At 71.8% G+C, this 25,267-nt stretch carries 22 protein-coding genes; 7 read left to right on the top strand and 15 right to left on the bottom strand.

Going from position 1 to position 25,267, the window contains the following annotated elements; genetic code table 11:
• The first annotated feature begins 43 nt into the window (after window positions 1-43).
• The gene (locus ACGFZW_RS06310) at window positions 44-1,384 is read left to right on the top strand and encodes a 6-phospho-beta-glucosidase (RefSeq protein ID WP_393891880.1); all 1,341 of its coding nucleotides are present in this window, start codon (window positions 44-46) and stop codon (window positions 1,382-1,384) included.
• 10 nt (window positions 1,385-1,394) lie between these two features.
• Here ACGFZW_RS06310 and ACGFZW_RS06305 read toward each other — a convergent pair whose 3' ends face one another.
• Together ACGFZW_RS06305 and ACGFZW_RS06300 are read right to left on the bottom strand one after the other, a co-directional pair.
• Window positions 1,395-2,024: an MBL fold metallo-hydrolase gene (locus ACGFZW_RS06305; protein ID WP_393891879.1), complete on the bottom strand. Its 630-nt coding sequence runs from the start codon at window positions 2,022-2,024 to the stop codon at window positions 1,395-1,397.
• Window positions 2,024-3,109, bottom strand: coding sequence for an S-(hydroxymethyl)mycothiol dehydrogenase (locus ACGFZW_RS06300; protein WP_393891878.1), 1,086 nt, complete (start codon window positions 3,107-3,109; stop codon window positions 2,024-2,026). Before ACGFZW_RS06300 ends, ACGFZW_RS06305 begins: the two co-directional genes overlap by 1 nt.
• A 260-nt stretch (window positions 3,110-3,369) precedes the next feature.
• Between ACGFZW_RS06300 and ACGFZW_RS06295 the strand changes: the two genes are divergently transcribed.
• Window positions 3,370-3,960, top strand: coding sequence for a hypothetical protein (locus ACGFZW_RS06295; RefSeq protein ID WP_393891877.1), 591 nt, complete (start codon window positions 3,370-3,372; stop codon window positions 3,958-3,960).
• Here the strand turns inward: ACGFZW_RS06295 and ACGFZW_RS06290 are convergent.
• From ACGFZW_RS06290 to ACGFZW_RS06280, 3 genes are all read right to left on the bottom strand, one after another.
• Window positions 3,939-5,291 (bottom strand): MFS transporter, encoded by a 1,353-nt coding sequence (locus ACGFZW_RS06290; protein ID WP_393892350.1) that lies wholly within the window; start codon window positions 5,289-5,291, stop codon window positions 3,939-3,941. The two genes, ACGFZW_RS06295 and ACGFZW_RS06290, sit on opposite strands and share 22 nt — an antisense overlap.
• Window positions 5,292-5,567: 276 nt before the next feature.
• Window positions 5,568-6,902 (bottom strand): glucarate dehydratase family protein, encoded by a 1,335-nt coding sequence (locus tag ACGFZW_RS06285; RefSeq protein ID WP_393891876.1) that lies wholly within the window; start codon window positions 6,900-6,902, stop codon window positions 5,568-5,570.
• 57 nt (window positions 6,903-6,959) lie between these two features.
• Window positions 6,960-7,118 carry a hypothetical protein gene (locus ACGFZW_RS06280; RefSeq protein ID WP_393891875.1) on the bottom strand — a complete coding sequence of 53 codons (159 nt, stop codon included), beginning with the start codon at window positions 7,116-7,118 and terminating at the stop codon, window positions 6,960-6,962.
• Window positions 7,119-7,250: 132 nt separating this feature from the next.
• Between ACGFZW_RS06280 and ACGFZW_RS06275 the strand changes: the two genes are divergently transcribed.
• Together ACGFZW_RS06275 and ACGFZW_RS06270 are read left to right on the top strand one after the other, a co-directional pair.
• Window positions 7,251-8,045, top strand: coding sequence for an IclR family transcriptional regulator (locus ACGFZW_RS06275; protein WP_393891874.1), 795 nt, complete (start codon window positions 7,251-7,253; stop codon window positions 8,043-8,045).
• Window positions 8,046-8,255: 210 nt separating this feature from the next.
• Complete coding sequence (locus ACGFZW_RS06270) at window positions 8,256-9,080, top strand: HAD family acid phosphatase (RefSeq protein WP_393891873.1); 825 nt, start codon at window positions 8,256-8,258, stop codon at window positions 9,078-9,080.
• A 15-nt stretch (window positions 9,081-9,095) separates the two neighbouring features.
• Here the strand turns inward: ACGFZW_RS06270 and ACGFZW_RS06265 are convergent, their stop codons facing one another.
• Together ACGFZW_RS06265 and ACGFZW_RS06260 are read right to left on the bottom strand one after the other, a co-directional pair.
• On the bottom strand, window positions 9,096-10,001 hold the full coding sequence (locus tag ACGFZW_RS06265) for a ribonuclease Z (protein WP_393891872.1): 906 nt from the start codon (window positions 9,999-10,001) through the stop codon (window positions 9,096-9,098).
• 18 nt (window positions 10,002-10,019) lie between these two features.
• On the bottom strand, window positions 10,020-10,376 hold the full coding sequence (locus ACGFZW_RS06260; protein WP_393891871.1) for a histidine triad nucleotide-binding protein: 357 nt from the start codon (window positions 10,374-10,376) through the stop codon (window positions 10,020-10,022).
• Between the two features lie 338 nt (window positions 10,377-10,714).
• Here ACGFZW_RS06260 and ACGFZW_RS06255 point away from each other — a divergent pair, with 338 nt between their 5' ends.
• Window positions 10,715-11,143, top strand: coding sequence for an OsmC family peroxiredoxin (locus tag ACGFZW_RS06255; protein ID WP_393891870.1), 429 nt, complete (start codon window positions 10,715-10,717; stop codon window positions 11,141-11,143).
• 121 nt (window positions 11,144-11,264) lie between these two features.
• Here the strand turns inward: ACGFZW_RS06255 and ACGFZW_RS06250 are convergent, their stop codons facing one another.
• From ACGFZW_RS06250 to hrcA, 4 genes are all read right to left on the bottom strand, one after another.
• Window positions 11,265-12,008: a 16S rRNA (uracil(1498)-N(3))-methyltransferase gene (locus ACGFZW_RS06250; protein WP_393891869.1), complete on the bottom strand. Its 744-nt coding sequence runs from the start codon at window positions 12,006-12,008 to the stop codon at window positions 11,265-11,267.
• Complete coding sequence (locus ACGFZW_RS06245; RefSeq protein WP_393891868.1) at window positions 12,005-13,099, bottom strand: nitronate monooxygenase; 1,095 nt, start codon at window positions 13,097-13,099, stop codon at window positions 12,005-12,007. Before ACGFZW_RS06245 ends, ACGFZW_RS06250 begins: the two co-directional genes overlap by 4 nt.
• A gap of 110 nt (window positions 13,100-13,209) precedes the next feature.
• On the bottom strand, window positions 13,210-14,349 hold the full coding sequence (gene dnaJ / locus ACGFZW_RS06240) for a molecular chaperone DnaJ (RefSeq protein WP_393891867.1): 1,140 nt from the start codon (window positions 14,347-14,349) through the stop codon (window positions 13,210-13,212).
• Window positions 14,350-15,366 carry a heat-inducible transcriptional repressor HrcA gene (gene hrcA / locus ACGFZW_RS06235; protein ID WP_393891866.1) on the bottom strand — a complete coding sequence of 339 codons (1,017 nt, stop codon included), beginning with the start codon at window positions 15,364-15,366 and terminating at the stop codon, window positions 14,350-14,352.
• Between the two features lie 195 nt (window positions 15,367-15,561).
• Here hrcA and ACGFZW_RS06230 point away from each other — a divergent pair, with 195 nt between their 5' ends.
• The gene (locus ACGFZW_RS06230) at window positions 15,562-16,296 is read left to right on the top strand and encodes an MBL fold metallo-hydrolase (RefSeq protein WP_393891865.1); all 735 of its coding nucleotides are present in this window, start codon (window positions 15,562-15,564) and stop codon (window positions 16,294-16,296) included.
• Window positions 16,297-16,365: 69 nt separating this feature from the next.
• Window positions 16,366-17,202 (top strand): DUF3097 domain-containing protein, encoded by an 837-nt coding sequence (locus tag ACGFZW_RS06225; protein ID WP_393891864.1) that lies wholly within the window; start codon window positions 16,366-16,368, stop codon window positions 17,200-17,202.
• A gap of 19 nt (window positions 17,203-17,221) precedes the next feature.
• Here ACGFZW_RS06225 and hemW read toward each other — a convergent pair whose 3' ends face one another.
• The 4 genes from hemW to lepA form a co-directional block, all read right to left on the bottom strand.
• A complete protein-coding gene (gene hemW, locus ACGFZW_RS06220) occupies window positions 17,222-18,454 on the bottom strand; it encodes a radical SAM family heme chaperone HemW (protein ID WP_393891863.1) in 1,233 nt (410 codons plus the stop codon).
• 48 nt (window positions 18,455-18,502) lie between these two features.
• Window positions 18,503-20,650 carry a SpoIIE family protein phosphatase gene (locus ACGFZW_RS06215; protein ID WP_393891862.1) on the bottom strand — a complete coding sequence of 716 codons (2,148 nt, stop codon included), beginning with the start codon at window positions 20,648-20,650 and terminating at the stop codon, window positions 18,503-18,505.
• A gap of 349 nt (window positions 20,651-20,999) precedes the next feature.
• The gene (locus tag ACGFZW_RS06210) at window positions 21,000-22,889 is read right to left on the bottom strand and encodes an AMP-dependent synthetase/ligase (RefSeq protein WP_393891861.1); all 1,890 of its coding nucleotides are present in this window, start codon (window positions 22,887-22,889) and stop codon (window positions 21,000-21,002) included.
• A 343-nt stretch (window positions 22,890-23,232) separates the two neighbouring features.
• Window positions 23,233-25,107 (bottom strand): translation elongation factor 4, encoded by a 1,875-nt coding sequence (gene lepA, locus ACGFZW_RS06205; RefSeq protein WP_393891860.1) that lies wholly within the window; start codon window positions 25,105-25,107, stop codon window positions 23,233-23,235.
• Window positions 25,108-25,267: the final 160 nt, after the last annotated feature.

Raw genomic sequence — 25,267 nt, 5'->3', positions numbered from 1 at the left:
CACGTGCGGCCAGTGTGCCTGATGCTGGGGTACGTTCCGCCCCATGAGGCTCACGATTCTCGGCGGTGGCGGTTTCCGGGTGCCGCTGGTCTACCGCGCGCTCCTGGACGACCCGGCACGCTCCGTCTCCGAGGTGACGCTCCACGACACCGACGCGCGCCGGGTGGCGGTGATAGCCGAGGTCCTCGCCGAGCTGGCGCAGGGGCACCCCGCACCGGTGGCCGTGCGGATCGCGGACGGTCTGGACGACGCGCTGACCGGCGCCGACTTCATCTTCTCCGCGATCCGGGTGGGCGGCACGGCCGGCCGCATCCGGGACGAGCGGATCCCGCTGTCGGAGGGGGTGCTCGGTCAGGAAACGGTCGGCGCCGGGGGTGTGCTGTACGGCCTGCGGACGATCCCCGTGGCCCTGCACATCGCCGAGCGGGTCGCCGCCCTCGCGCCACGTGCCTGGGTCATCAACTTCACCAACCCGGCAGGCATGGTCACCGAGGCGATGGCCCAGGTGCTCGGCGACCGCGTCATCGGCATCTGCGACTCCCCGGTGGGACTGGTACGGCGCGCGGCCCGCGCGGCCGGCGCGGACCTTTCGGCGCTCGCGTCCCCGGAGCGGGCGGCGTACGACTACGTGGGCCTCAACCACCTCGGCTGGCTCAGGTCGTTGACTGTCGACGGCGACGAACTGCTGCCGCGGCTGCTCGCCGACGACCGGGCCCTGGGCTCCTTCGAGGAGGGCCGGCTGTTCGGCGCCGACTGGCTCCGCACGATCGGTGCCCTGCCGAACGAGTATCTGCACTACTACTACTTCCGCCGGGAGACCCTGGACTCCGTACGGGACACCCGGGAGACCCGGGGGGAGTTCCTCGACCAGCAGCAGGGCGGGTTCTTCGAGCGGGCCGCGGCGGCCGGCGGACCGGACGCGGCGTACGCGCTGTGGGAGCGGACCCGGCTGGAGCGCGAGGAGACCTACATGGCGCACAGCCGCGAGGCCGGTGGCGGCTGGCAGCGCGACAGCCATGACCTGGAGGGCGGTGGCTACGACCGGGTGGCGCTGGCCCTGATGCACGCCATCGTGGGCGACAGCGGCACACGGCTGATCCTCAACGTCCGCAACGGCACGACGGTGCCGCAGCTGGCGCCGGACGCGATCGTGGAGACGGTCTGCGAGGTGGACGCCAAGGGGGCCCGCCCGCTGCCGTGCGCGCCGCTGCGCGAGGACCAGCTGGGGCTGATGTTGCAGATCAAGGCGGTCGAGAAGGCGGCCGTGGAGGCGGCGACGTTCAAGGACAGGGGCGCGGCGCTGCGGGCGCTCGCGCTGCATCCGCTCGTCGACTCCCCCGCGGTGGCCGCCCGCATCCTGCAGCGGGCGGCCACGACGGACTGAGTGCGTCGGCTCAGTGCCCCCGCGCGATCCACTCCTCCAGGTGCGGGGCCTCCTCCCCGATGGCCGTCGGATCGCCGTGTCCGGTGCGCACCACCGTCTCCGGGGGCAGGGACAGCAGCCGGTCCCGGATCGAAGCGACGATCGTCGGGAAGTCCGAGAAGGACCGGCCGGTGGCTCCCGGGCCGCCCTGGAAGAGGGTGTCGCCGGTGAAGACGGTGCCCAGGTCGGGCGCGTACAGGCAGACCGCGCCCGGCGCGTGGCCCGGCGTGTGCAGCACGGTCAGGTCGATCCCCGCGATGGTCAGCACCTGACCGTCCGCCAGTTCCGCGTCCGGCGGGGTGCCGGGGTGGGTCTGCTTCCACAGCGGCAGGTCGTCGGGGTGCAGATGGATGCGGGCACCGGTACGCGCGGCCAGCGCGGGGGCGGCGTCGATGTGATCGTTGTGGGCGTGGGTGCAGATGATGGCGCGCAGCGTCCGGCCGCCGAGCGCTTCGAAGATGGCGTCGGCGTCGTGCGCGGCGTCGATGACGATCGCCTCGTCGTCGTTCCCGACGATCCAGACGTTGTTGTCGACGTCCCAGGTACCGCCGTCGAGGGAGAAGGTGCCGGAGGTGACGAGGTGGTCGATGCGGGCCGCCATCAGAGCGTCACCACCGATCGCAGGACGTCGCCCGCGTGCATCCGCTCGAAGGCCTCCTCGACGCCGTCGATGCCGATGGTCTCGGTGACGAACGCTCCGAGGTCGATGCGGCCCTGCTGGTGCAGGTCGACGAGCATCGGGAAGTCCCGGGAGGGCAGGCAGTCGCCGTACCAGGAGGACTTCAGGGCGCCGCCGCGTCCGAAGACGTCCAGCAGGGGAAGTTCCAGGGTCATTTCCGGGGTGGGGACGCCCACCAGGACGACGGTGCCGGCCAGGTCCCGTGCGTAGAACGCCTGCTTGTACGTCTCGGGACGGCCCACCGCCTCGATGACGACGTCCGCGCCGAAGCCGCCGGTCAGCTCGCGGATCGCCTCGACGGGGTCGTCGGTACGGGAGTTGACGGTGTGCGTGGCGCCCATGGAGCGGGCGGTGGCCAGCTTCCGGTCGTCGATGTCCACCGCGATGATCCGCGCGGCTCCGGCCAGCCGGGCCCCGACCACGGCGGCGTCCCCCACGCCACCGCAGCCGATGACCGCGACGGAGTCGCCGCGGCCCACGCCGCCGGTGTTGATGGCGGCGCCGATCCCCGCCATCACACCGCAGCCCAGCAGCCCGGCGACCGCCGGCGAGACCTCCGGGTCGACCTTGGTGCACTGCCCGGCGGCGACGAGCGTCTTGTCGGCGAACGCCCCGATGCCGAGCGCCGGGCTCAGCTCCGTGCCGTCCTTGAGCGTCATCTTCTGCTCGGCGTTGTGCGTGTCGAAGCAGTACTGCGGGCGGCCGCGCAGACACGCCCGGCACTGTCCGCACACCGCACGCCAGTTGAGGACGACGAAGTCACCGGGCGCGACGTCGGTGACACCGGCGCCGACCGACTCCACGACGCCCGCCGCCTCGTGCCCGAGCAGGAACGGGAAGTCGTCGTTGATGCCGCCCTGCTTGTAGTGCAGATCGGTGTGACAGACCCCGCACGCCTGGACCTTCACCACGGCCTCGCCCGGCCCCGGATCCGGCACCAGGATCGTCTCCAGCCGGACCGGTTCGTTCTTCCCCGGCGCGATGACGCCGCGCACTTCCTGTGCCATCGGTACAGCCCCTCTCAAAGATCACTTACGGGACCACTGTGGCGCGCTGCCACTGAGCCGTGCCACACCGTACGCGCGCGGACCCACCCGGCACAGGACCGCGGCCGCTGCCGTGATCCCTCGGGGCCGGTGGACCGCAGGACCGGCGGTCCACCTCGGACGTTAACGGGACGTTAGTCGTACGGTGACAGATCATCAGCGACGGCCGACAGTCTTGTTCCACGAACACCGAGCGCTCCTCACAGAGAACGGGAAGACCCATGTCGCAGACCACACTCCGCCTCGCCCGCAAGGCCGCCGCCGCCATGGTGATCACTGTCGCCGCGTTCGGGCTCACCGCATGCCAGGACGGCGGCACCGGCGCCTCCTCTTCCGCCGCCTCCACACAGGCCACCAAGCCACCCTCCTCCGAGACCAAGGCCGCCCAGGGCTCCGCCGACGACGCGCCGGCGGGCACCCCCGCGAAGTCCGGAACGAAGTGCACCGACCAGATCGACTACGCGGGCGACACCCGGCCCAACGCCGAGATCAACACCATCGGCGAGGAGACCGGCCACTGCCCGACACCGGAAAAGGGCGACAAGCCGAAGGGCACCCCCAAGAAGCCCGGAACGAGCTGCACCGACCAGATCGACTACGCGGGCGACACCCGGCCCAACGCCGAGATCAACACCATCGGCGAGGAGACCGGCCACTGCCCGACACCGGAAAAGGGCGACAAGCCGAAGGGCACCCCCAAGAAGCCCGGAACGAGCTGCACCGACCAGATCGACTACGCGGGCGACACCCGGCCCAACGCCGAGATCAACACCATCGGCGAGGAGACCGGCTACTGCCCGCCGGTCCGGTGAACCGGGGACCCGGGGCCCGCGGGCGCCGCGTCCGGTGGTGAACCGGCGGCCCCCGCCCCGGCGGTGGCGCTCTTGACGGCCGGAGCGGGCTCGGTGGCCGTGCGCCGGCCGCGCGGCCGGTCGTTGCGCCCGCCACCGCGGACCAGCGCGACGCTGAGCGCCGCCACCACACCCACCACCGACAGCCCGATCAGCCCGCCGCGGGTCGAGCCGGTGGCGTCCTGAAGGATTCCGAACGCCGTCGGTGAGACGAAACCGCCCAGGTTTCCCAGGGAGTTGACCAGCGCGATGGCGGGCGCCGCGACCCGGGCGTCCAGGTAGCTCTGCGGAATGGTCCAGAAGACGGGCGAGGACGTCTTGAAGCCCGTCGCCGCCAGACACAGCGCGAGAAGCGCGAACCACGGGGAGACCAGGGCGGCGAGCAGGGTGCCGAGCGCGCCGAGCAGCAGCGTGCCGACCAGGAAGGGCCGTCGACGGCCCGTACGGTCCGAGGCCCGCCCGGTGACGTACACCGCGGCGATCGCGCACAGCCACGGCACCGCGACCAGCAGTCCGACCTCGAACTCCGAGAGCCCGCCGATGTCGTCGACGATGCTCGGCAGCCAGAAGGTGACGGCGTACAGGGCGATGGAGATGGCGAAGTAGAGCCAGCAGAACAGCAGCATCTGCGGGTCGGTGAGCAGCCGCAGGCGCGAGACCTTCGCGGTGCCACGCGCGGCGGTGCGGGCGGCCTGCTCGGCGTCGATGGCCGCGGCCAGGGCAGTCTTCTCCGGCGCGGTGAGCCAGGTGGCGTCCTCCAGCCGGTTGTCCAGAAATCGGAAGACGACCAGCCCGAGCAGTACGGACGCCAGGCCCTCCAGGAAGAACATCCACTGCCAGCCACTGTGCCTGAGCAGTCCGTGCATCTGCAGCAGGGCGCCGGACAGCGGGCCGGCGATGACCGACGCGGTGCCGGAGCCCATCAGGAAGACCGCGGTGGCCCGGCCGCGGTCGGCGTCCGGCAGCCAGCGCGTGAAGTGGTAGATGACGGCCGGGAAGAAGCCGGCCTCGGCGACGCCGAGCAGGAAGCGCAGCGCGTAGAACATCTCGGTGCTGGTCACGAATGCCATGGCGGTGGCCACCAGGCCCCACGTGATCATGATGCGGGTGAGCCAGATCTTCGCCCCGAAGCGCTCCATCAGCATGTTGCCGGGCACTTCGAACAGGGCGTAGGCGACGAAGAACAGGCCCGCCCCGAAGCCGAAGGCTGCGGCCGAGATGCCGACGTCGGCCCGCAACTGGTCCTGCGCGAAGCCGATGTTGACACGGTCGACGTAGTTGGCCACGAACATCACGAAGAAGAGCGGCACGACCCGCTTGAAGATCTTCCCGACGGCGCTGCGCACCACCGGGTCCTGGGGGGCCTCGGGCGCCTGGGGGTCGCGCGAGGGGTCCGGTGGTGCGGGGTGCGCGGGCTCGTGGCTCACGTGCGACTCCGTTGTCGTCCGGCCGCCCGCCGTCGGGCGGCTGGGGAGGCCCGGCGTGCGGGGGCTCGTCCCTGCCTCCGCGGGCGCCGTGCCGGATGGGTGGGCGGCCCGGCCCGCCGGCCGGGTCCGGGCCGCCCCGGGTCACCAGCGCGGAACGGCGGGGGTGACCCAGTCGGGGTCGGCCGCCCGCATGGCGGCGGCGTCGTCGCGGTCGTGGTGCGTGCCGTCGTCGGCCAGCCAGCGGCGGTGCAGCGCGGCGAGCCGGTCACGGTCGAGTTCGACGCCCAGGCCGGGGGCGTCGCCCACGTCGATCCGGCCGTCGCGGAAGGTGAGGCGTTCGGTGAGGACGTCCTCGGTCTGCCAGGGGTAGTGGCTGTCGCAGGCGTGGTCGAGGTGGGGCACGGTCGCCGCGACATGGGTCATGGCGGCGAGGCTGATGCCCAGGTGGGTGTTGGAGTGCATGGACAGGCCGACGCCGAAGGTGCGGCAGACGGCGGCCAGTTCACGGGTGTTGCGCAGGCCGCCCCAGTAGTGGTGGTCGCAGAGCACGATCTGGACGGCGCCGCCGGTGAACGCCTCCGCGATCTCGTCGAACGTCGTGACGCACATGTTGGTCGCCAGCGACAGCCCGGCGCCCGCCGCCACCTCCGCCATCCGCGCGGTACCGCTCGCCGGGTCCTCCAGGTACTCCAGGACGTCCCGCAGCTCGTGCGCGACCTCCAGCGAGGTCGAAACGCTCCAGGCCCCGTTGGGGTCCAGACGCAGCGGCTGCCCGGGGAACTCGGCGGCCAGCGCCTTGATCGCCGCGATCTCCTGCGCGGGTGCGAAGACGCCGCCCTTGAGCTTGAAGGACGTGAAGCCGTAGGTGTCGGCGAACCGGCGGGCCTGCGCCACGACGCCCGCCGGGTCCAGGGCCGCGCCCCAGTCGTCCCGCTCGCCGCGCCCGCCGGGATGCTCCGCCCACCGGTAGAAGAGGTAGGCGCTGTAGTCGACACGGTCACGGACCTTGCCGCCGAGCAGGGCGTGCACCGGCAGGCCGGTGGCGCGGCCCCAGGCGTCCAGGCAGGCGACCTCGAAGCCGGAGAGCACCGAGAGCCGCAGTTTGTCGGCGGTCTGCACACCACGCAGCCCGCCGACGTCCACCGCCTCGGCGCCGGTCGCGATCGGGTCGCCGCAGACCTGAGCGGCCAGAGCGGGCAGCGCGTTCAGATCGGTGACCGCGCGGCCGGTCAGCGCGCCGGCCAACGGGCGGGCCAGTTCCAGGTACTTGGTGTCCCCGTACGTCTCGCCCAGCCCGGTGGCGCCGCCCGCGGTGACCACCTCGATGATCAGCCGCGGGGTGTAGGGCTGGTGCACGCCCTGGGTGTTCAGCAGCGGCGGGTCGGCGACCAGGACGGGGGTGAGCCGGACCTCGGTGATGGTGAGGCCCTCGGTGCCGGCGTGCGCCGTGGCAGAGGTGCCGGCGGGGTGGTTCATCGGGTGGCTCCTACGAGGTCGAGGCCGCTGTCGGGCACGGCCGCCGGATCGGTGAGGTCATTCGGGGTCCGGGTCGGTGAGCGGCCCGCGGACCGGGTGGACGGGCAGACCTCGCGGCCGGGCCGCGGCCCCCACCGGCGAAACCGCGTATTCAGGCGCCCGGTCACGCAGTTCGACCCGCGGCGCGTGGAAGCCGTCAGGCAGCCTGCGCGCCATGCTGATACCTCACGAACATCCGTCTCCGTATGTATATAGCGTCTACACTTGAAGATGGAGGCTAGGAAGCACGCCTCCCGGCGTCAAGACCCACGGCCGCCCCGGATCCCGGGCTGCGCTTACGATCGGGCCATGACGGAGACCGGTGGCGTACGCGAGGTGAAGTCGGCGGCGCGCACCGTCGAGCTGCTGGAGGTGCTCGCCGCCCGCGGTGACCGCCCGGCCCGCCTGCGCGAACTCGCCGAGGAACTGGGCGTCCCCCGCAGCTCCATGTACGCGCTGCTGCAGACCCTGATCGACCGCGGCTGGGTGCGCACCGACGCGACCGGCTCGCTCTACGGCATCGGCATCCGCGCCCTGCTGACCGGCACCAGCTATCTGGACAGCGATCCCCGGGTGCGGGCTGCCAGGCCGTACCTCGACGAGGCGTCCGAGACGCTGGGCGAGACCATCCACCTCGCCCGCCTGGACGGCGCGGACGTCGTCTATCTCGCCACCCGTGAATCGCACGAGTACCTGCGTACCTTCAGCCGCGTCGGACGCCGGCTGCCCGCCCACGCCGGGGCCCTGGGCAAGGCACTCCTCGCCGACCGCGCCCCCGGTGAACTCCCGCTCCCGGCAGGACCGCTGGAGCGGCTGACGGAGAACACCCACACCGATCCGGCGTCACTCGCCGAGGATCTGGCGGCGGTGCGCGAGCGGGGCTACGCCATCGACCGCGAGGAGGGCGTCACCGGCATCACGGGCTTCGGCTTCGCCCTGCGCTGCGACACCCCCGCCACGGACGCCATCAGCTGCTCGGTGCCGGTCGCCCGGCTCACCCCGGCGCACGAGAGCCGGATCGTCGCGGTCATGCGGGAGATCCGGGCGAAGATCGAGGCGATCGTGCCGCACGCACAGGGCCCGGGCACCCCCGACTGGCGCTGACACCACCCCGCCGCGGCCCGCGCCTCGGCCCCACCCGGCGGCGCACACCCCGCACCGCTGCCCGCAACCTTTACCAAGCATTGAATCTCCGCGCGTAGATAACGGAAATGAGGCTCTGTTAGACCTTCTGGGACCCCCCTTGGACCCCCTGGGGAGTGCCGCGTCCGACGCCACCCCCGGGTCTCCCCATGCCTCCCGAAGGAGCCGCGCATGCCCGTCCCCGCCCCCTCCCGTCGTGTCCGCCTGGGCGCCTCGGTGGTCGCCACCCTGGTCGCCGGCACCGCCGTGTTCGGCATCGGCCAGGCCACCGCCGAACACTCCGTGCCCCGCACGGACCAGGAGATACCCAACCTCACGCAGGTGCAGGACAAGATCAAGGCCTACTACGGCGACACGGTGACGGCCGACGGCGAGCACTACGCCTCCCCGGACAGCAACTACGCCCGCCAGGTGCACGGCATCGAGGCAAAGGCGCGCGCCTACCTGTCGAAGCAGCTCACCCGGCAGCGGCCGGCCGCGGACCCGGCCGGCACGAAGCACGCCGAGCCCGCCAAGCCCGCCATCGTCCTCGACATGGACGACACCACCCTGCTGACCTACAACTACGAGCTCCAGGTCGGCTTCCACTTCACCCCGGAGAGCCAGGACAAGTACCTCGCCAACACCGACATGGACCCGGTCTTCGGCATGAACCGGCTGGTCAACTGGGCCCACGACAAGGGCGCCGAGGTCTTCTTCCTCACCGGCCGCAAGGAAGCGCAGCGGGAGTGGAGCGTGCGCAACCTCGACAACGTGGGCTACGACGTCCCGCTGGACCGTACGCACGTGTACCTGCGGGACAAGGAGCACCCGCCCGCGTACCTGCCCTGCGGCGCCACCTGCTCGACCATCGAGTTCAAGTCCGGCACCCGCACGCACATCGAGTCCCTCGGCTACGACATCGTCGCCAACTTCGGGGACCAGTACAGCGATCTGCGCGGCGGCGCCGCGGACCGGACCTTCAAGCTGCCCAACCCGATGTACTACCTGCCGTGATCCGGCGGAGGCCGGTCAGGCCCTCTTGGGCAGCGGCACGCGCATCAGGTCACGGGCGATGGTGAGTTCGCCGGTGAAGCCCGCCGCGCGTGCCTGCCGCTCGAACTCCTGCGGGTCGGAGTAGCGCTGCGAGAAGTGCGTCAGCACCAGGTGCCGCACGCCCGCCCCGGCCGCCACCTCCGCGGCCTGGCCGGCGGTCAGATGGCCGTGATCGACCGCCAGCTGCACGTCCTCGTCGAGGAACGTCGACTCGATGACGAGCATGTCCGCGCCCTCGGCGAGGGCGTGGACACCCGGGCACAGCCGGGTGTCCATCACGAACGCGAACCGCTGGCCGGTGCGGATCTCGCTGACCTCGTCGAGGGTGACGCCGTCGAGTTCGCCCGCACGCAGCAGGCGGCCGACGTCCGGCCCGGAGATGCCGTGCGCGGCGAGCCGGTCGGGCAGCATCCGGCGTGCGTCGGGCTCCACGAGGCGGTAGCCGTAGGACTCGACCGGGTGCGAGAGCTTGTGCGCCTCCAGGACGTAGGCCGCGGTGCGGTCCAGCTCGCCGTCGGCGCTCACCGGGAGCTGCGTCAGGCTGACCGTCTCGCGGTAGGCGGTGGCATGGCGCAGCCGGTCGAAGAAGTGCTGACCGGTGGCCGGGTAGTGAGCGGTGATGGGATGCGGCACCCGGTCGAGGTTGATCCGCTGGATCACCCCGGCGAGCCCCAGCGAGTGGTCGCCGTGGAAATGGGTGATGCAGATCCGGTTGAGGTCGTGTGCGGCGACCCCGGCGCGCAGCATCTGACGCTGCGTCCCCTCCCCGGGGTCGAAGAGGAGCCCCTGGCCGTCCCAGCGCAGCAGATAGCCGTTGTGGTTGCGGTGCCGGGTGGGCACCTGGCTCGCGGTGCCGAGGACGACCAGCTCACGTACGGACAACGTCGACCCTCTGCCCCGTCAGACCAGTCGCTGGAGGTCGCGGCCGCCCAGCAGGTGCGCATGGGCGTGGAAGACGGTCTGCCCCGCGCCGGGGCCGGTGTTGAAGACGATGCGGTAGCCGGTCGAGTCGACCTTCTCCTCGCCGGCCACCACCCCCGCCTCGCGCAGCACGTCGCCGGCGATCGCCGGTTCCGCCGCGGCCAGTTCCAGGGCGTTGGCGTAGTGGACCTTGGGGATCACCAGGACGTGGGTCGGGGCCTGGGGGTTGATGTCGCGGAAGGCGACGGTGGTCTCGGTCTCCCGGACGATGGTTGCCGGCACCTCCCCCGCCACGATCTTGCAGAACAGGCAGTCGGCCTGCGGTTCTCCCGCCACCGGTGGGCTCCTCCCGGGTCTTCGGCCGCCGCCGCGTCGCGCCGGGCGGGCCGTGTCGAGCTACGTCTCGGGCCGCGGCACGATCACGTCGCGGCCTGTGCAGCATGCGCCGTACGCACGGTGCGTACGGCCTTGGATGCTACCGGGCGGCCCCCACCGGGCGTCGCAGCGACCAGGGCCGACGGGCCCCGGCGTCCGCCGCGCAGGACCGGCCGGGCGGGTCGGGCGGGCCTGACGGGGTCGGACGGGGCCGTCCGGGACCTTCGGCCATCTGCCCTGCGGATCACTAAGCTGGGGCCCGCAGACCGCTTTTCGCCCACAACCGGGAGTTATGCACCATGGCAACCACGCGCACCGCCAAGACCCACTGGGAAGGCAACCTCCTGGAGGGCAAGGGCACCGTCGCCCTCGACTCCTCCAAGATCGGTACCTACGACGTCAGCTGGCCCGCCCGTACGGAGGAGCCGAACGGCGTCACCAGCCCCGAGGAGCTCATCGCGGCCGCCCACTCCTCCTGCTACTCCATGGCCTTCTCGCACGGCCTGGCCGGCAAGGGGTACACCGTCCAGTCCCTCGACACCCAGGCCGATGTCACCTTCAAGCCGGGCGAGGGCATCACGTCCATCGTCCTGACGGTGAAGGCCACCGTGCCGGGCCTGTCCGAGGACGACTTCCAGGCCGCCGCCGCGGACGCCAAGGCCAACTGCCCGGTGAGCCAGGCGCTGACGGGCGTCAAGGACATCAGGCTCAACGCTCAGCTGGTCTGAGCCGGCGGCCGGCCCGTCACACGGCGGGCCGGCCGTTTCCCGCACGTGCGCGGCCGCGCCGCGCGGTGCCGGGCAGGCCGCTCCGGAACGGCGGTGCGCCGGCGGCCCGTTGGACGTCCGCTCAGCTCCAGCGCCCCGTACGCCCCAGCAGCAGCGCCGTCGCGGCCGTGCCGGCGGTGGAGGTCCGCAGCACACTCCTGCCGAGGCGGTACGGCGCGGCACCGGCCTCCGCGAACGCCGCGAGCTCCTCCGGGGAAACACCGCCCTCGGGGCCCACGACCAGCACGATGCCGCCCGTGGCGGGGAGTTCGGCGGTCGCCAGCGGGGTGCTGCCCTCCTCGTGGAGGACGGCAGCGAAGTCGGCACCGGCGAGCAGCGCGGCCACCTGCTTGGTCGACAGCGGGTCCGTGACCTCAGGGAACGTCAGCCGCCGCGACTGCTTGCCGGCCTCCCGGGCGGTCGTACGCCACTTGCCGAGCGCCTTGGCGGCCCGCTCGCCCTTCCACTGCGTGACACAACGCGCCGCCGCCCACGGCACGATGACGTCCACACCGGTCTCGGTCATCGTCTCGACGGCCAGTTCTCCGCGGTCCCCCTTGGGGAGGGCCTGGACAACGGTGATCCGTGGCGCCGCGGGCGTTTCCGTGCGCAGGTCGTCGACCACGACGGTGAGACGGTCCTTGCCCTCGACGGCGGTGACCGTGCCCTCGGCGCCGGCCCCACGGCCGTCCGTCAGCACGACCGCTTCGCCGACCCGCAGCCGGCGAACCGACACCGCGTGCCGGCCCTCCGGCCCGTCCACGGTCAGCGCGCGGCCGGCCCGTACCTCCGCGAGGGAGTCGACGAGGAAAACCGGCGCCGTCATGATGCGGCCCCCGCAGCGCCTCGCGGCAACCCGGCGCGCGCGGCGACCAGTTCGTCCGCCAGCACCTCCACCAGACGGCCGGCGGGCATCTCGCGTGCCATCCGGTGCCCCTGTCCGGCCCACAGCGCCATGCCCTGGGCGTCGCCCGCCTTGGCCGCGGCCTTGCGCAGTCCGGAGGTGAGGTGATGCACGGCGGGGTAGGCCGCCGGGGCGTACGGGCCGTGCTCGCGCAGGAAGCGGTTCACCAGGCCGCGGGCCGGTCGTCCGGAGAACGCGCGGGTCAGCTCGGTACGGGTGAACAGCGGGTTGGTCAGCGCCTGCTTGTGCAGGGTGTGGGCACCCGACTCGGGCGTGACGAGAAAGGCGGTGCCGAGCTGCGCCATGTCCGCGCCCGCGGCCAGTACGGCGGCGATCTGCGACCCGCGCATCAGCCCGCCCGCCGCGATGATCGGGATCTGCACCGCCTCGTGGACCTGCGCGACCAGGGAGAGCAGCCCGATGCCGGCACCGGTCCCGTCGGCCTGCGGGTCGTCGCGGTGGGTGCCCTGATGGCCGCCCGCCTCGACGCCCTGGACGCAGACCGCGTCCGCTCCCGACCACTGCGCGGCCTGCGCCTCGGCGGCGGTGGTGACGGTCACGACTGTGGCCGTGCCGACCTCGGCGAACGCGTCGAAGACGGCGCGGGAGGGGCAGCCGAAGTGGAAGGAGACCACCGGCACCGGGTCCTCGCGCAGGATCGCCAGCTTGGCGTCGTAGCCGTCGTCCCCACCACCGCAGGGGTCGATCTCGCCCAACGGCGTCTCGTACCAGGTCGCCTCGCCGGCGAGCTGCTCGCGGTAGACCTCGACGGCCGCCATGTCGGCGAGCGCCGGCTGCGGCATGAAGAGGTTCACGCCGAAGGGCCGGTCGGTCAGCCCGCGCAGCTGTTTGATCTCCTGATACATCCCGTCGGCGGTCTTGTAGCCGCCGGCGAGGAAGCCGAGACCACCGGCTTCACAGACAGCGGCGGCGAGCTCCGGACAAGCGACGCCGCCCGCCATCGGGGCCTGCACGATCGGATGGCGGCAAAGATCGGTCAGCGCGGTGGGCATGACCACATCGTGCCACGCTCACGACCGCGTCCAGAACCGGGTCCGCGCCGGTCCCGGAGGGGTTTCCCCCCGGGACCGGCGCGGTCCTTCGCATGTGTGCCGCCGTCGGCCTAGCGGCCGTTGAAGGCATCCTTCAGCCGCGAGAAGAGCCCCTGCTGCCCCGGTTGAAAGGTGCCCGTGGGGCGCTCTTCACCACGGAGCTTGGCCAGCCGCCGCAGCAGCTCTTCCTGCTCGGGGTCGAGCTTGGAGGGAGTCTGCACCTCGACGTGGACGATGAGGTCGCCGCGGCCGCCGCCGCGCAGATGGGTCACACCGCGTTGGTGCAGCGGGATCGACTGGCCGGACTGGGTCCCGGGCCGTACGTCGATCTCCTCCATCCCGTCCAGCGTCTCCAACGGACACTTGGTGCCCAGAGCAGCCGCTGTCATCGGGATGGTGACCGTGCAGTGCAGATCGTCGCCGCGCCGTTGGAAGACCGGGTGCGAGACCTCGTGGATCTCGACGTAGAGGTCACCGGCGGGGCCGCCGCCCGGGCCGACCTCGCCCTCCCCCGCGAGCTGGATGCGGGTGCCGTTGTCGACACCGGCGGGGATCTTGACGGTGAGCGTGCGGCGCGAGCGGATCCGCCCGTCGCCCGCGCACTCCGGGCACGGCGTCGGTACGACCGTGCCGAAGCCCTGGCACTGCGGGCAGGGCCGGGACGTCATGACCTGGCCGAGGAAGGAGCGGGTGACCTGCGAGACCTCACCGCGACCGCGGCACATGTCGCAGGTCTGCGCCGAGGTCCCCGGCGCCGCGCCCTCGCCGCTGCACGTCGTGCAGACGACGGCGGTGTCGACCTGGATGTCCTTGGTCGTGCCGAAGGCGGCTTCGTTGAGGTCGATGTCCAGGCGGATCATGGCGTCCTGGCCGCGGCGGGTCCGCGAGCGCGGTCCGCGCTGCGAGGCCGTGCCGAAGAAGGCGTCCATGATGTCGGAGAAGTTGCCGAAGCCGGCGCCGAAGCCGCCCGCTCCCGCACCGCCGCCGCCCGCCTGCGAGAGCGGGTCGCCACCGAGGTCGTAGACCTGCTTCTTCTGCGGGTCCGACAGCACCTCGTAAGCGGCGTTGATCTCCTTGAACCGCTCCTGGGTCTTCGGATCCGGGTTCACATCCGGGTGCAGCTCGCGCGCCAGCCGGCGGAAGGCCTTCTTGATCTGGTCCTGCGAGGCGTCACGGCTGATGCCGAGGACCGAGTAATAATCCGTGGCCACTTACGACTCCGCGAGGATTTGTCCGACGTAACGTGCCACTGCGCGTACCGCTCCCATCGTTCCGGGGTAGTCCATGCGGGTCGGTCCGACCACGCCGAGTTTGGCGACTGCCTCGTCGCCCGAACCGTAGCCGACCGCGACGACCGATGTGGACGCCAGGCCTTCATGGGCATTCTCATGCCCGATACGTACGGTCATGCCCGAGTCCTTGGCCTCCCCGAGCAGCTTGAGGAGCACGACATGCTCCTCAAGGGCTTCGAGCACCGGCCGGATGGTCAGGGGGAAGTCGTGACCGAAGCGCGTGAGATTGGCGGTTCCGCCGATCACCAGTCGCTCCTCGGTCTCCTCCACCAAAGTCTCCAGCAAGACCGACAGCACTGTCGAGACGGTGCCGCGGTCGTCCTGCTCGAAGGATTCCGGGAGATCCTGCACCAGCTGCGGCACATCCGCGAATCGGCGCCCCACGACCCGGCTGTTCAGCCGCGCCCGCAGATCCGCCAGCGATGCCTCACCGAACGGCGAGGGGCAGTCGACCAGGCGCTGCTCGACGCGTCCGGTGTCCGTGATCAGGACGAGCATCAGCCGGGCCGGCGCCAGCGAGAGCAGTTCGACATGCCGCACCGTGGACCGCGTCAGCGACGGGTACTGCACGACCGCGACCTGCCGGGTCAGCTGCGCCAGCAGCCGGACCGTGCGGCCCACCACGTCGTCGAGGTCGACGGCGCCGTCCAGGAAATTCTGGATCGCCCGCCGCTCCGGGGAGGACAGCGGCTTGACGCCGGCCAGCTTGTCGACGAACAGGCGGTATCCCTTGTCGGTGGGAATCCGCCCCGCGCTGGTGTGCGGCTGGGCGATGAATCCCTCGTCCTCCAGGGCCGCCATGTCGTTGCGGACCGTGGCCGGGGAGACCCCGAGCTGATGGCGTTCGGTGAGCGCCTTGGAGCCGACCGGCTCCTCCGTTCCGACATAGTCCTGAACGATGGCGCGCAGCACTTCGAGCCTGCGCTCACTGAGCATCCCGCGCACCTCCTGTCCGGGCGTCCTGCCGCTTCGTCTTCCCTGGCACTCACACGGGCCGAGTGCCAGGCCCTGAGCCAGTGTACGGCCGGGTAGCAAGGCTTGGGCAAGGCCGGCCGTACCGAGTCCCTACCCCCGGGCGGTGATCATCAGGTCTGCCGGGCAACGCTATCGCGATGGAGCTAGCGTCTCGGTATGCGCATTGATTGGGAAGAGGCCGGATGGGAACGGCTCGGTGACGGTCTTGCCCGACGCCGCATGCCCGGCTGGGACGAGACGGTCGGGGTGATCGCCGGTGCGACCGGCGTGATGATCGTCGACACCGGCGCGACGCTCCGCGACGGCGCCGACCTGCGCCGCACGATCCGCGGCCTGCTCGGCCGGGAAGTGACGCATGTCGCTCTCACCCACCCGCACTTCGACCATGTGCTGGGCACCGCGGCCTTCGCCGGCGTCGAGGTCTTCGGTGCGGCCGGGCTGGCCGACCTGCTCCGGCGCGACCGCGACGAGCTGCGGCAGTCCGCCGTGCACCACGGCGTCGACCGGGACGCCGCCGCCGAGGCCGCCGATCTGCTCGTCTCCCCGCACCACCACGTCCACGGCGAACTGACCGTCGACCTGGGCGACCGGCAGGTGCTGCTCGCCAACGTCGGCCCCGGCCACACCGCCCACGACATGGCCGTCCTGGCACCCGGCGGCCCCGGCGAACCCGAGGTCGTCTTCTGCGGCGACCTCGTCGAGGAGTCCGGTGAACCGAACGCGGGCCGGGACGCCCTGCCCGCGCAGTGGCCGGCGGCGCTGGACCGGCTGCTCGCCCTCGGCGGCGAGGACGCGGTGTACGTGCCGGGGCACGGAGCCGTGGTGAATGCCCGGTTCGTCCGTGACCAACGTGACGCGCTGGCCACCCGTTTCGGCGTGTCCCCCGGCTGACCGGCCCGCGGCCTCTATCTTCCGTCCCGTCCCTCCCCTCACCGGCCGTGCGTCACAGAACAGGTCCTCATGCAGAGCAAGCGCTACAGCCCCGACCTCACCCCGCCCTGGAAGAAGCAGCGGCCCGCCCCCGAGGTGCCCGCAGAGCCCGATCTGGTGGTCGAGGAGGTCACCTCGGGCTTCTGCGGAGCGGTGATCCGCTGCGAGAAGACCTCTCAGGGCCCGACGGTGACCCTGGAGGACCGGTTCGGCAAGCACCGGGTGTTCCCCATGGAACCGCGCGGCTTCCTGCTGGAGGGCCGGGTCGTCACCCTGGTACGGCCCCAGTCGCGGCCCGCTGCGAGCGCCCCGGCGCAAACCGCGTCGGGCTCCGTCGCCGTCCCCGGTGCCCGGGCCCGGGTCGCGCGGGCGGGCCGGATCTACGTGGAGGGACGGCACGACGCCGAGCTGGTCGAGCGCGTCTGGGGCGACGACCTGCGCATCGAGGGCGTCGTCGTGGAGTATCTGGAGGGCATCGACGATCTGCCGGCGATCGTCCGCGGCTTCTCGCCCGGACCCGACGCCCGCCTCGGCGTCCTCGTCGACCACCTGGTCCCGGGTTCCAAGGAGTCCCGCCTGGCCGCCGAGGTCACCGGCGCCGACACCCTCGTCGTCGGCCACCCCTACATCGACGTCTGGGAGGCCGTGAAGCCGTCGTCCGTCGGCATCCCCGCCTGGCCGACGGTGCCCCGCGGCCAGGACTGGAAGACCGGGGTCTGCCGCGCCCTCGGCTGGCCGGAGAACACCGGCGCCGCCTGGCAGCGGATCCTGTCCTGCGTCCGCTCGTACAGGGACATCGAGCCGGCCCTCCTGGGGCGGGTCGAGGAGCTGATCGACTTCGTGACGGAACCGGACATGAGGCGGTAGCGCCCGGCTCGCCCCCGGATCAGTCGACCAGGTCGCGCACCACCGCGTCGGCCAGCAGGCGTCCACGCAGGGTCAGCACGGCGCGGCCGCGCTCGTACGGGCCGGACTCCAGGAGGCCGTCGGCCAGGGCGCGGGCGGCCGCACGGGCACCCGCCGGGGCGAGCAGCTCCAGCGGGCAGCCGTCGGAGAGCCGGAGTTCGAGCAGGATGCGCTCCACCCGGCGGTCCTCGTCCGGCAGGATCTCGCGCCCGGCGCCCGGGGAGCGGCCCTCCCCGAGAGCCTGCGCGTAGGCACCGGGGTGCTTGACATTCCACCAGCGCACGCCGCCTACGTGGCTGTGCGCCCCGGGGCCTGCCCCCCACCAGTCCGCGCCGGTCCAGTACAGCTCGTTGTGACGGCACCGGCCGGCCTCGGAGGTGGCCCAGTTGGAGACCTCGTACCAGGTGAAACCGGCCGCGGCCAGGCGTTCCTCGGCGATCAGATAGCGGTCGGCGTGCACGTCGTCGTCGGTCATCGCGACCTCGCCCCGGCGGATCCGGCGAGCCAGCTGGGTGCCCTCCTCGACGATCAGCGCGTAGGCCGAGACATGGTCGGGACCTGCGGCGATCGCGGCGTCGAGCGAGGCCCGCCAGTCGTCGTCGCTCTCGCCCGGCGTGCCGTAGATCAGATCGAGGTTGACGTGCTCGAAACCGGCCGCGCGCGCTTCCGCGACACAGGCCTCGGGGCGGCCCGGGGTGTGCGTGCGGTCGAGGACCTTCAGAACGTGCTGCCGGGCGCTCTGCATGCCGAAGGAGACCCGGTTGTAGCCGCCCTCCCGCAGCTCGGCGAGGTAGCGCGGATCGACGGACTCCGGGTTGGCCTCGGTGGTGATCTCGGCGTGCGGCGCGAGGCCGAACTCCTCGCGGATGGCCGCCAGCATCTTTCCGAGGTCGGCGGCGGGCAGCAGCGTCGGGGTGCCGCCGCCGACGAAGACCGTCTCGACCGGCCGGGGGTCGTCCCCCAGCACCTTGCGGGCCAGCCGGATCTCCGCCACGACGTGGTCGGCGTAGTTGTCGCGGGAGGCGAGGGCGCCGCCGGAGCCCCGCAGCTCGCTCGCGGTGTAGGTGTTGAAGTCGCAGTAGCCGCAGCGGGTCGCGCAGTACGGCACGTGCAGATAGAAGCCGAGGGGTCGCCCGGCAGCCCCCGCCAGCGCATGACCGGGCAGCGCCCCGTCCTCGGGCATCGGCTCACCATCAGGCAGTGCGGAAGGCATGGAGTCCATTGTCCGTCATCCGCACACGGGCTCGGTCCGCGCGCCCGCCTACGCCGGCGCGACCGCCGCCGCCTGGAGCACCAGCAGGGCCAGGTCGTCGTCGGGCGGTGTCGGTGCGAAGGCGTGGACCGTGCTGCGGATGTGCTCGGCGATAGCACCGGCGCCGAGGCCGGTACAGGCAGCGAGGGCGGTCGTCAGACCCTCCTCGTCGTCGAACTGACGCCGCCCCGAGCGGCGCTCGGTCACCCCGTCGGTGACGCACAGCAGCGTCTCACCGGGGCACAGGTCGAACGACTCGCTCACATACGAGGCGTCCTCCACCACGCCCAGCAGCATCTGCGGCACCGCGACGACCCGTACCGCACCGTCCGCCCCCAGGACCAGCGGCAGCGGATGGCCGGCGCTGGCAAGGGTGCAGCGGGCACCGCCGGAGCCGTTGCGGTACGGCACGATCTCGCCGTAGAGCAGCGAGAGGAAGCGGGCCTGCTCGCCCTCGTCGCGGATCTCGACCGGCGCCTCGGCACCCGCACCGGCCGCCGCCACCGCGGCCGCGACCGCCGCCACCGAATCCGCGGCCTCCCGCGCCATGGTCTTGTTGAGCCGGTCCAGCACCTCGGCGACACCGAAGCCGTCCCGGGCCAGCAGCCGCAGGACCGGCCGCGCCAGCCCGGTGACGGCAGCCGCCTCGGGCCCGCTGCCGCAGACATCACCGAGCGCGAAGCACCAGCGGCCGTCGCCCGCGTCGAACAGGTCCCAGAAGTCCCCGCCCGCCCAGGCGCCCTCACGCGGTTCGTAGACGACCGCCGACTCCACCCCCGGCACCTGCGCGCGCCCACGGGGCAGCAGACGGCGTTGCAGCACCTGGCTGATGCGCTCCTGCCGGCTGTAGGCGCGGGCCGTGGCGACGGCACGGGCGACCCGGCGGCAGAGGTCCTCGATCAGGCCGACCACCTCGTCGGGGAACCGCGGCAGGCCGCCGCGGCCCAGCAGCAGGGTGCCGAGCCGACGGCCGCCGGCCACCAGGGGGCAGGCCAGGGCCGCACCGCCCTCGCCGTACGGTTCGTGCGGCCAGGGCACAGCGGTGGGCAGCTGATCGAGGGCGCCGCCGCGGGCCGCCGCCGGCGGCGGATCCTTCTCCAGGGCCGCTCGGAGCGCGTCGGTGCGGCTCTCGTTGGAGTGCCAGACGCGGGCCAGCCGCTGCGTCTCCCCCGCCGCGTCGATGCCCCGCCCGGGAGCGCCGCCGTCGCCGTCGTAGAGCCACACCGCGCACCAGTCGGCGAGCCGCGGCACGCTCAACTGGGCGGCGAGCGAGGCGACCTGATCGGCGTCCAGCTGGCCGGAGAGCAGGTCGGAGGCCTCGGCGAGGAAGGACAGCGCGCCGTGGTGGATCCAGTCCGCGTCGGAGTGCTGCCGGGCGGTCCGGCGTGGCGCCGGGGCCAGCAGCTCGGCGGCCCGCAGCTCGCGCTGCAGCATCTGGTGGTCGAAGAAGATCTCCGGCTCGGGCCGCCCCGCGCCCTCCAGCGTCCCGACGGGGAGGCGGAACCACACGGTCTTCATGGCGCGGCGGTAGGTGATGCCCCAGGACTCGGCAACCGCGCTGACCAGCTGCAAGCCGTGCCCGCCGCCCTCTTGGGCCGCGCCGTCCTCCCGCCCGCGCACCGGCCGCGCCGGGTGGTGGTCGGAGACCTCGATGACGACGCCCGCGCGATCGCCCTCCTCCTTGTCGCCCTCGGGAAGCGCGCCCTCGGTGGCCTGCGCGCCCGCGTGCGCCGCCGGTCCTCCGTCCCCCGGCCCGCCGGACGCCTGCGGACTCCCGGACGCCGTCGGCTCCTCCGGAACCCCGGGCTCCAGGCGGCAGCGCAGCTCCACGGCCGTACCGGCGTGCACCACGGCGTTCGTGACCAGCTCACTGACCAGCAGTACGGCCTCGTCCGCCAGCCGGCCGGTGAGTCCGTCCGCGCTGGGCAGCCCTTGGGCGGCCCAGTCGTCGAACGCGGTCCTGATGAACTGCCGGGCATCGGCCGCGGCCCGCGGATCCCCGGGGAGGCGGGCCCGCAGGGAACGGGCGGCGCCCAGCACAGGGCCCTGGAAGACCGCACCGGCGGGTTCCGCAGGCGGCGCCCCGCGGGAGCCGCTGCCGGCCACCGCACCCGCCCCTGTGACGTCGTCCCGCTGGGATGAAGTTGTCGTCCGCATTGCGCAACTCCCGAGCAGCTCCGCTACGGCGCCGGATGCGCCACCGACAGAGTGACAGAACGAGCGCACCCATAAGCACCGAGTGACCGAAGTCCGTGGTCACAGGGGGTGCCGAGGGCCGGGGCGACGGGACCGCGGGGCGGGGACGAACCACCCGTACGGGCACAGGCGCGACGGGGCATGTGCGGCGGACGGGGTGGACGGGACGGATGTGCAGCGCCGAACGGGGTCCGGCAGGGCCCGACGGAGCAGGGGCGAACCGGGCGGATCCGGTCACCCGTACGCGCGGGGCGGCACGGAGCGGCTCCCGCCACCCGCACCGCCCCGCGCGGCAGTTCGTCGGGCGCCGCTACGCCTCAACCGATCCCGCGTACATGTCGTCGAGCAGGTCCTTGAACGTCCGCTCCACCACGGGCCGCTTGACCTTGAGGCTGGGAGTCACCTCGCCGTGCTCGATGTCCAGGTCACGCGGCAGCAGCCGGAACTTGCGGATCTGCTGCCAGCGCTGCAGACCCTCGTTGACCCGCTCGACGTAGCCGTCGACCAGCTCGCGGACCTGCTCAGAGGCGACGACCTCGGCGTAGCTCCGCCCCTCCAGGCCGTGGTCCTTCGCCCAGCCCATGATCGTCGGCTCGTCCAAGGCGATCAGCGCGGTGCAGAAGTTCCGGTTGGCGCCGTGCACCAGCACATTGGAGACGAACGGACAGACCGCCTTGAACTGACCCTCCACCTCGGCCGGGGCGATGTACTTGCCGCCGGAGGTCTTGATGAGGTCCTTCTTGCGGTCGGTGATCCGCAGGTAGCCGTCGTCGGACAGCTCCCCGATGTCACCGGTGTGGAACCAGCCGTCGGACTCCAGGACCTCGGCGGTCTTCTCGGGCAGCCCGTGGTAGCCCTCCATGATGCCGGGGCCGCGCAGCAGGATCTCGCCGTCCTCGGCGATCCGCACCTCGGTACCGGGCAGCGGCTTGCCGACGGTGCCGGTGCGGTACGCCTCACCGGGGTTGACGAAGCTGGCGGCGCTGGACTCCGTCAGGCCGTAGCCCTCCAGGATGTGGATGCCGGCGCCGGCGAAGAAGTAGCCGATCTCCGGGGCGAGCGCGGCCGAGCCGGAGACCGCCGCGCGCAGCCGGCCGCCGAAGGCCTCCCGCAGCTTGCCGTAGACGAGGGTGTCGGCGACCTTGTGCTTGGCACCGAGCGCGAACGGCACCGAGGCACTGCCGGTGCGGCGGAAGTTGTCCTGCGAGACCTTGGCGTACTCGCGGGCCACTCCGGCCGCCCACTGGAAGATCTTGTACTTCGCGCCGCCGCCCTCCCGGGCCTTGGCCGCGACGCCGTTGTAGACCTTCTCGAAGATCCGGGGGACGGCAGCCATGTAGGTCGGCTGCACCACCGGCAGATTCTCGATGATCTTGTCCACGCGGCCGTCGACAGCGATCACATGACCGACCGCGACCTGCCCCGCGGTGAGCACCTTGCCGAAGACGTGGGCGAGCGGCAGCCACAGGTACTGCACGTCCTCCTCGGCGACCATCCCGGTCGACTGGATCGCGCGGGCCATGTACGACCAGCAGTCGTGCGTCAGCCGTACGCCCTTGGGCCGGCCGGTGGTGCCGGAGGTGTAGATCAGGGTCGCCAGCTGGTCGGCGCGCAGCGCGGCGACCTGCTCGGTGACACAGTCCGGATGCTCCTGGAGGTAGGCGGCGCCGCGCTTCTCCAGGTCAGCGAGGGAGAGCACCCAGCCGTCGGGGTCCTCCTCGGCGGGCTGCGCGTCCGCCTCCTCGATGACGATGACATGGGCCAGATCGGGCAGGTCCGCCCGCCGCTCGCGGACCTTGGCGAGCTGCCCCGCGTCCTCCGCGATCAGGACCCGGCTGCCGGAGTCGGCGAGGATGTAGGCGGTCTCCTCGGCGTTGGTGCTGGGGTAGACCGTCGTGGTGGCGGCGCCGGAGCACAGCACACCCAGGTCGGCCAGGACCCATTCGACGCGAGTGGAGGAGGCGAGCGCCACCCGCTCCTCGGGGTTGACGCCGAAGGCGATCAGACCGGCGGCGGTGGCGAGGACCCGCTCGGCGGCCTGCGCCCAGGTGATCGTCTTCCAGTCGTCCGGCCCCTCGCCCGAGGCGGCCGGCACCGGATAGCGATAGGCCTCGATATCGGGCGTGGCCGCGACCCGTTCCAGGAACAGGGTCGCCACCGAAGGCGGCCGGTTTTCGATCAGCGTGTGGGTGTCCGTCACGGCATCCTCCGGGGCCCGCTTCGTTGCTGGTGACTCGCGAGTAACCTTTGAGCAGTGATCAGACTAGAGCGCGTTGCGCCGACACGTAAGGGGCTACGGCCGACTCGTTCACGATGTGACCAGTGCGATAGGTGTACAGGGCAACCTTGAGGCCCGACAGAGAGCCCCGACTCCCGGGAAATCGCAGGTCACGACAGGTAGCACCAGGAAAGCGTCGCCGGAACGTAACGCTCCGTATTTCTTCCGGAGCCCACCCGGACAGCCGACAGGGCGCAGGCCCACCGGGGACCTGCGCCCTGCTCAACTCTGATGAAATGCCGTACGGCGATGCTTTCCCGGCGGACTACTTCTTCGCCTTGGCGTCGCCGTCGGAGTCCGAGGACAGCACCGCGATGAAGGCCTCCTGCGGGACCTCCACGCTGCCGACCATCTTCATCCGCTTCTTGCCTTCCTTCTGCTTCTCCAGCAGCTTCCGCTTACGGGAGATGTCACCGCCGTAGCACTTGGCGAGGACATCCTTGCGGATGGCGCGGATGGTCTCGCGGGAGATGACCCGGCTGCCGATGGCGGCCTGGACCGGGATCTCGAACGCCTGCCGCGGGATCAGCTCGCGCAGCTTGGCGACCAGCCGCACGCCGTACGCGTACGCCTTGTCCTTGTGCGTGATCGCGGAGAACGCGTCGACCTTGTCGCCGTGCAGCAGGATGTCGACCTTCACCAGGTCGGCGATCTGCTCGCCGGTGGGCTCGTAGTCCAGGGAGGCGTAGCCGCGGGTCTTGGACTTGAGGCTGTCGAAGAAGTCGAAGACGACCTCGGCGAGCGGCAGGGTGTAGCGGATCTCGACGCGGTCCTCGGAAAGGTAGTCCATGCCGAGCAGCACACCGCGGCGGTTCTGGCACAGCTCCATGATCGAGCCGATGAACTCGCTGGGCGCCAGGAGGGTGGCCCGGACAACCGGCTCGTGCACCTTGTCGATCTTGCCGGTCGGGAACTCGCTGGGGTTGGTGACGATGTGCTCGGCACCGTCCTCCATGTCCACGCGGTAGACCACGTTGGGCGCGGTGGCGATCAGCTCCAGGCCGAACTCGCGCTCCAGGCGCTCGCGGATGACCTCCAGGTGCAGGAGCCCCAGGAAGCCGACGCGGAAGCCGAAGCCCAGAGCCGCCGAGGTCTCCGGCTCGTAGACCAGCGCGGCGTCGTTGAGCTGGAGCTTGTCCAGCGCCTCACGCAGCTCCGGGTAGTCCGAGCCGTCCAGCGGATACAGCCCCGAGAACACCATCGGCTTGGGGTCCTTGTAGCCGCCCAGCGCCTCGGTGGCACCGTTGTTGAGCTGGGTGATGGTGTCGCCGACCTTGGACTGGCGGACGTCCTTCACGCCGGTGATGAGATAGCCCACCTCACCGACGGACAGACCGTCGGCGGGCTTCATCTCGGGGGAGTTCGTGCCGATCTCCAGGAGCTCGTGCGTGGCACCGGTCGACATCATCCTGATGCGCTCGCGCTTGCCGAGCGTGCCGTCGACGACCTTGACGTACGTCACCACGCCTCGGTAGGCGTCGTAGACCGAGTCGAAGATCATCGCGCGGGCCGGGGCGTCCTTGACGCCGACCGGGGCCGGCACCTCGCGGACCACCTTGTCCAGCAGCTCGCCCACGCCGACACCGGTCTTGGCGGAGACCCGCAGCACGTCCTCGGGCTCGCAGCCGACGAGGTTCGCCAGCTCGGCGGCGAACTTCTCCGGCTGGGCGGCCGGCAGGTCGATCTTGTTGAGGACCGGGATGATCGTGAGGTCGTGCTCCATCGCCAGGTAGAGGTTGGCGAGCGTCTGGGCCTCGATGCCCTGAGCGGCATCGACCAGGAGGATGCAGCCCTCGCACGCGGCGAGCGAGCGGGAGACCTCGTAGGTGAAGTCGACGTGGCCCGGGGTGTCGATCATGTTGAGAATGTGGGTTGTCCCACTCTTCTCCTCCCCCTCACTGGGGGACCAGGGCAGACGGACCGCCTGGGACTTGATCGTGATGCCCCGCTCGCGCTCGATGTCCATGCGGTCGAGGTACTGCGCGCGCATCTGCCGCTGGTCGACGACACCGGTGAGCTGAAGCATCCGGTCGGCGAGCGTCGACTTGCCGTGGTCGATGTGCGCGATGATGCAGAAGTTACGGAGGAGAGCCGGGTCGGTACGGCTCGGCTCCGGCACGTTCGTTGGGGTCGCGGGCACGCAGGGTCCATTCAGTGAACGCAGGTAAGCGGAACTCGGGCGGTCTTACGGATCAGGGCGGAACGGGGCCGCGTCGTCCGGTACGGCACGTCGCCGGCGACGGACTCTCCGTGCAGGGGGCCTACCCGGAAAGTTCCGACGATGCCGCGAGGTACCGTGC

Origin of the sequence: Streptomyces sp. NPDC048248 (assembly GCF_043201875.1) — a bacterium.
Taxonomy (GTDB): Bacteria; Actinomycetota; Actinomycetes; order Streptomycetales; family Streptomycetaceae; genus Streptomyces.
Note: the sequence above shows the minus strand (reverse complement) of the source record. Positions and strands in the feature narration are given on the sequence as shown.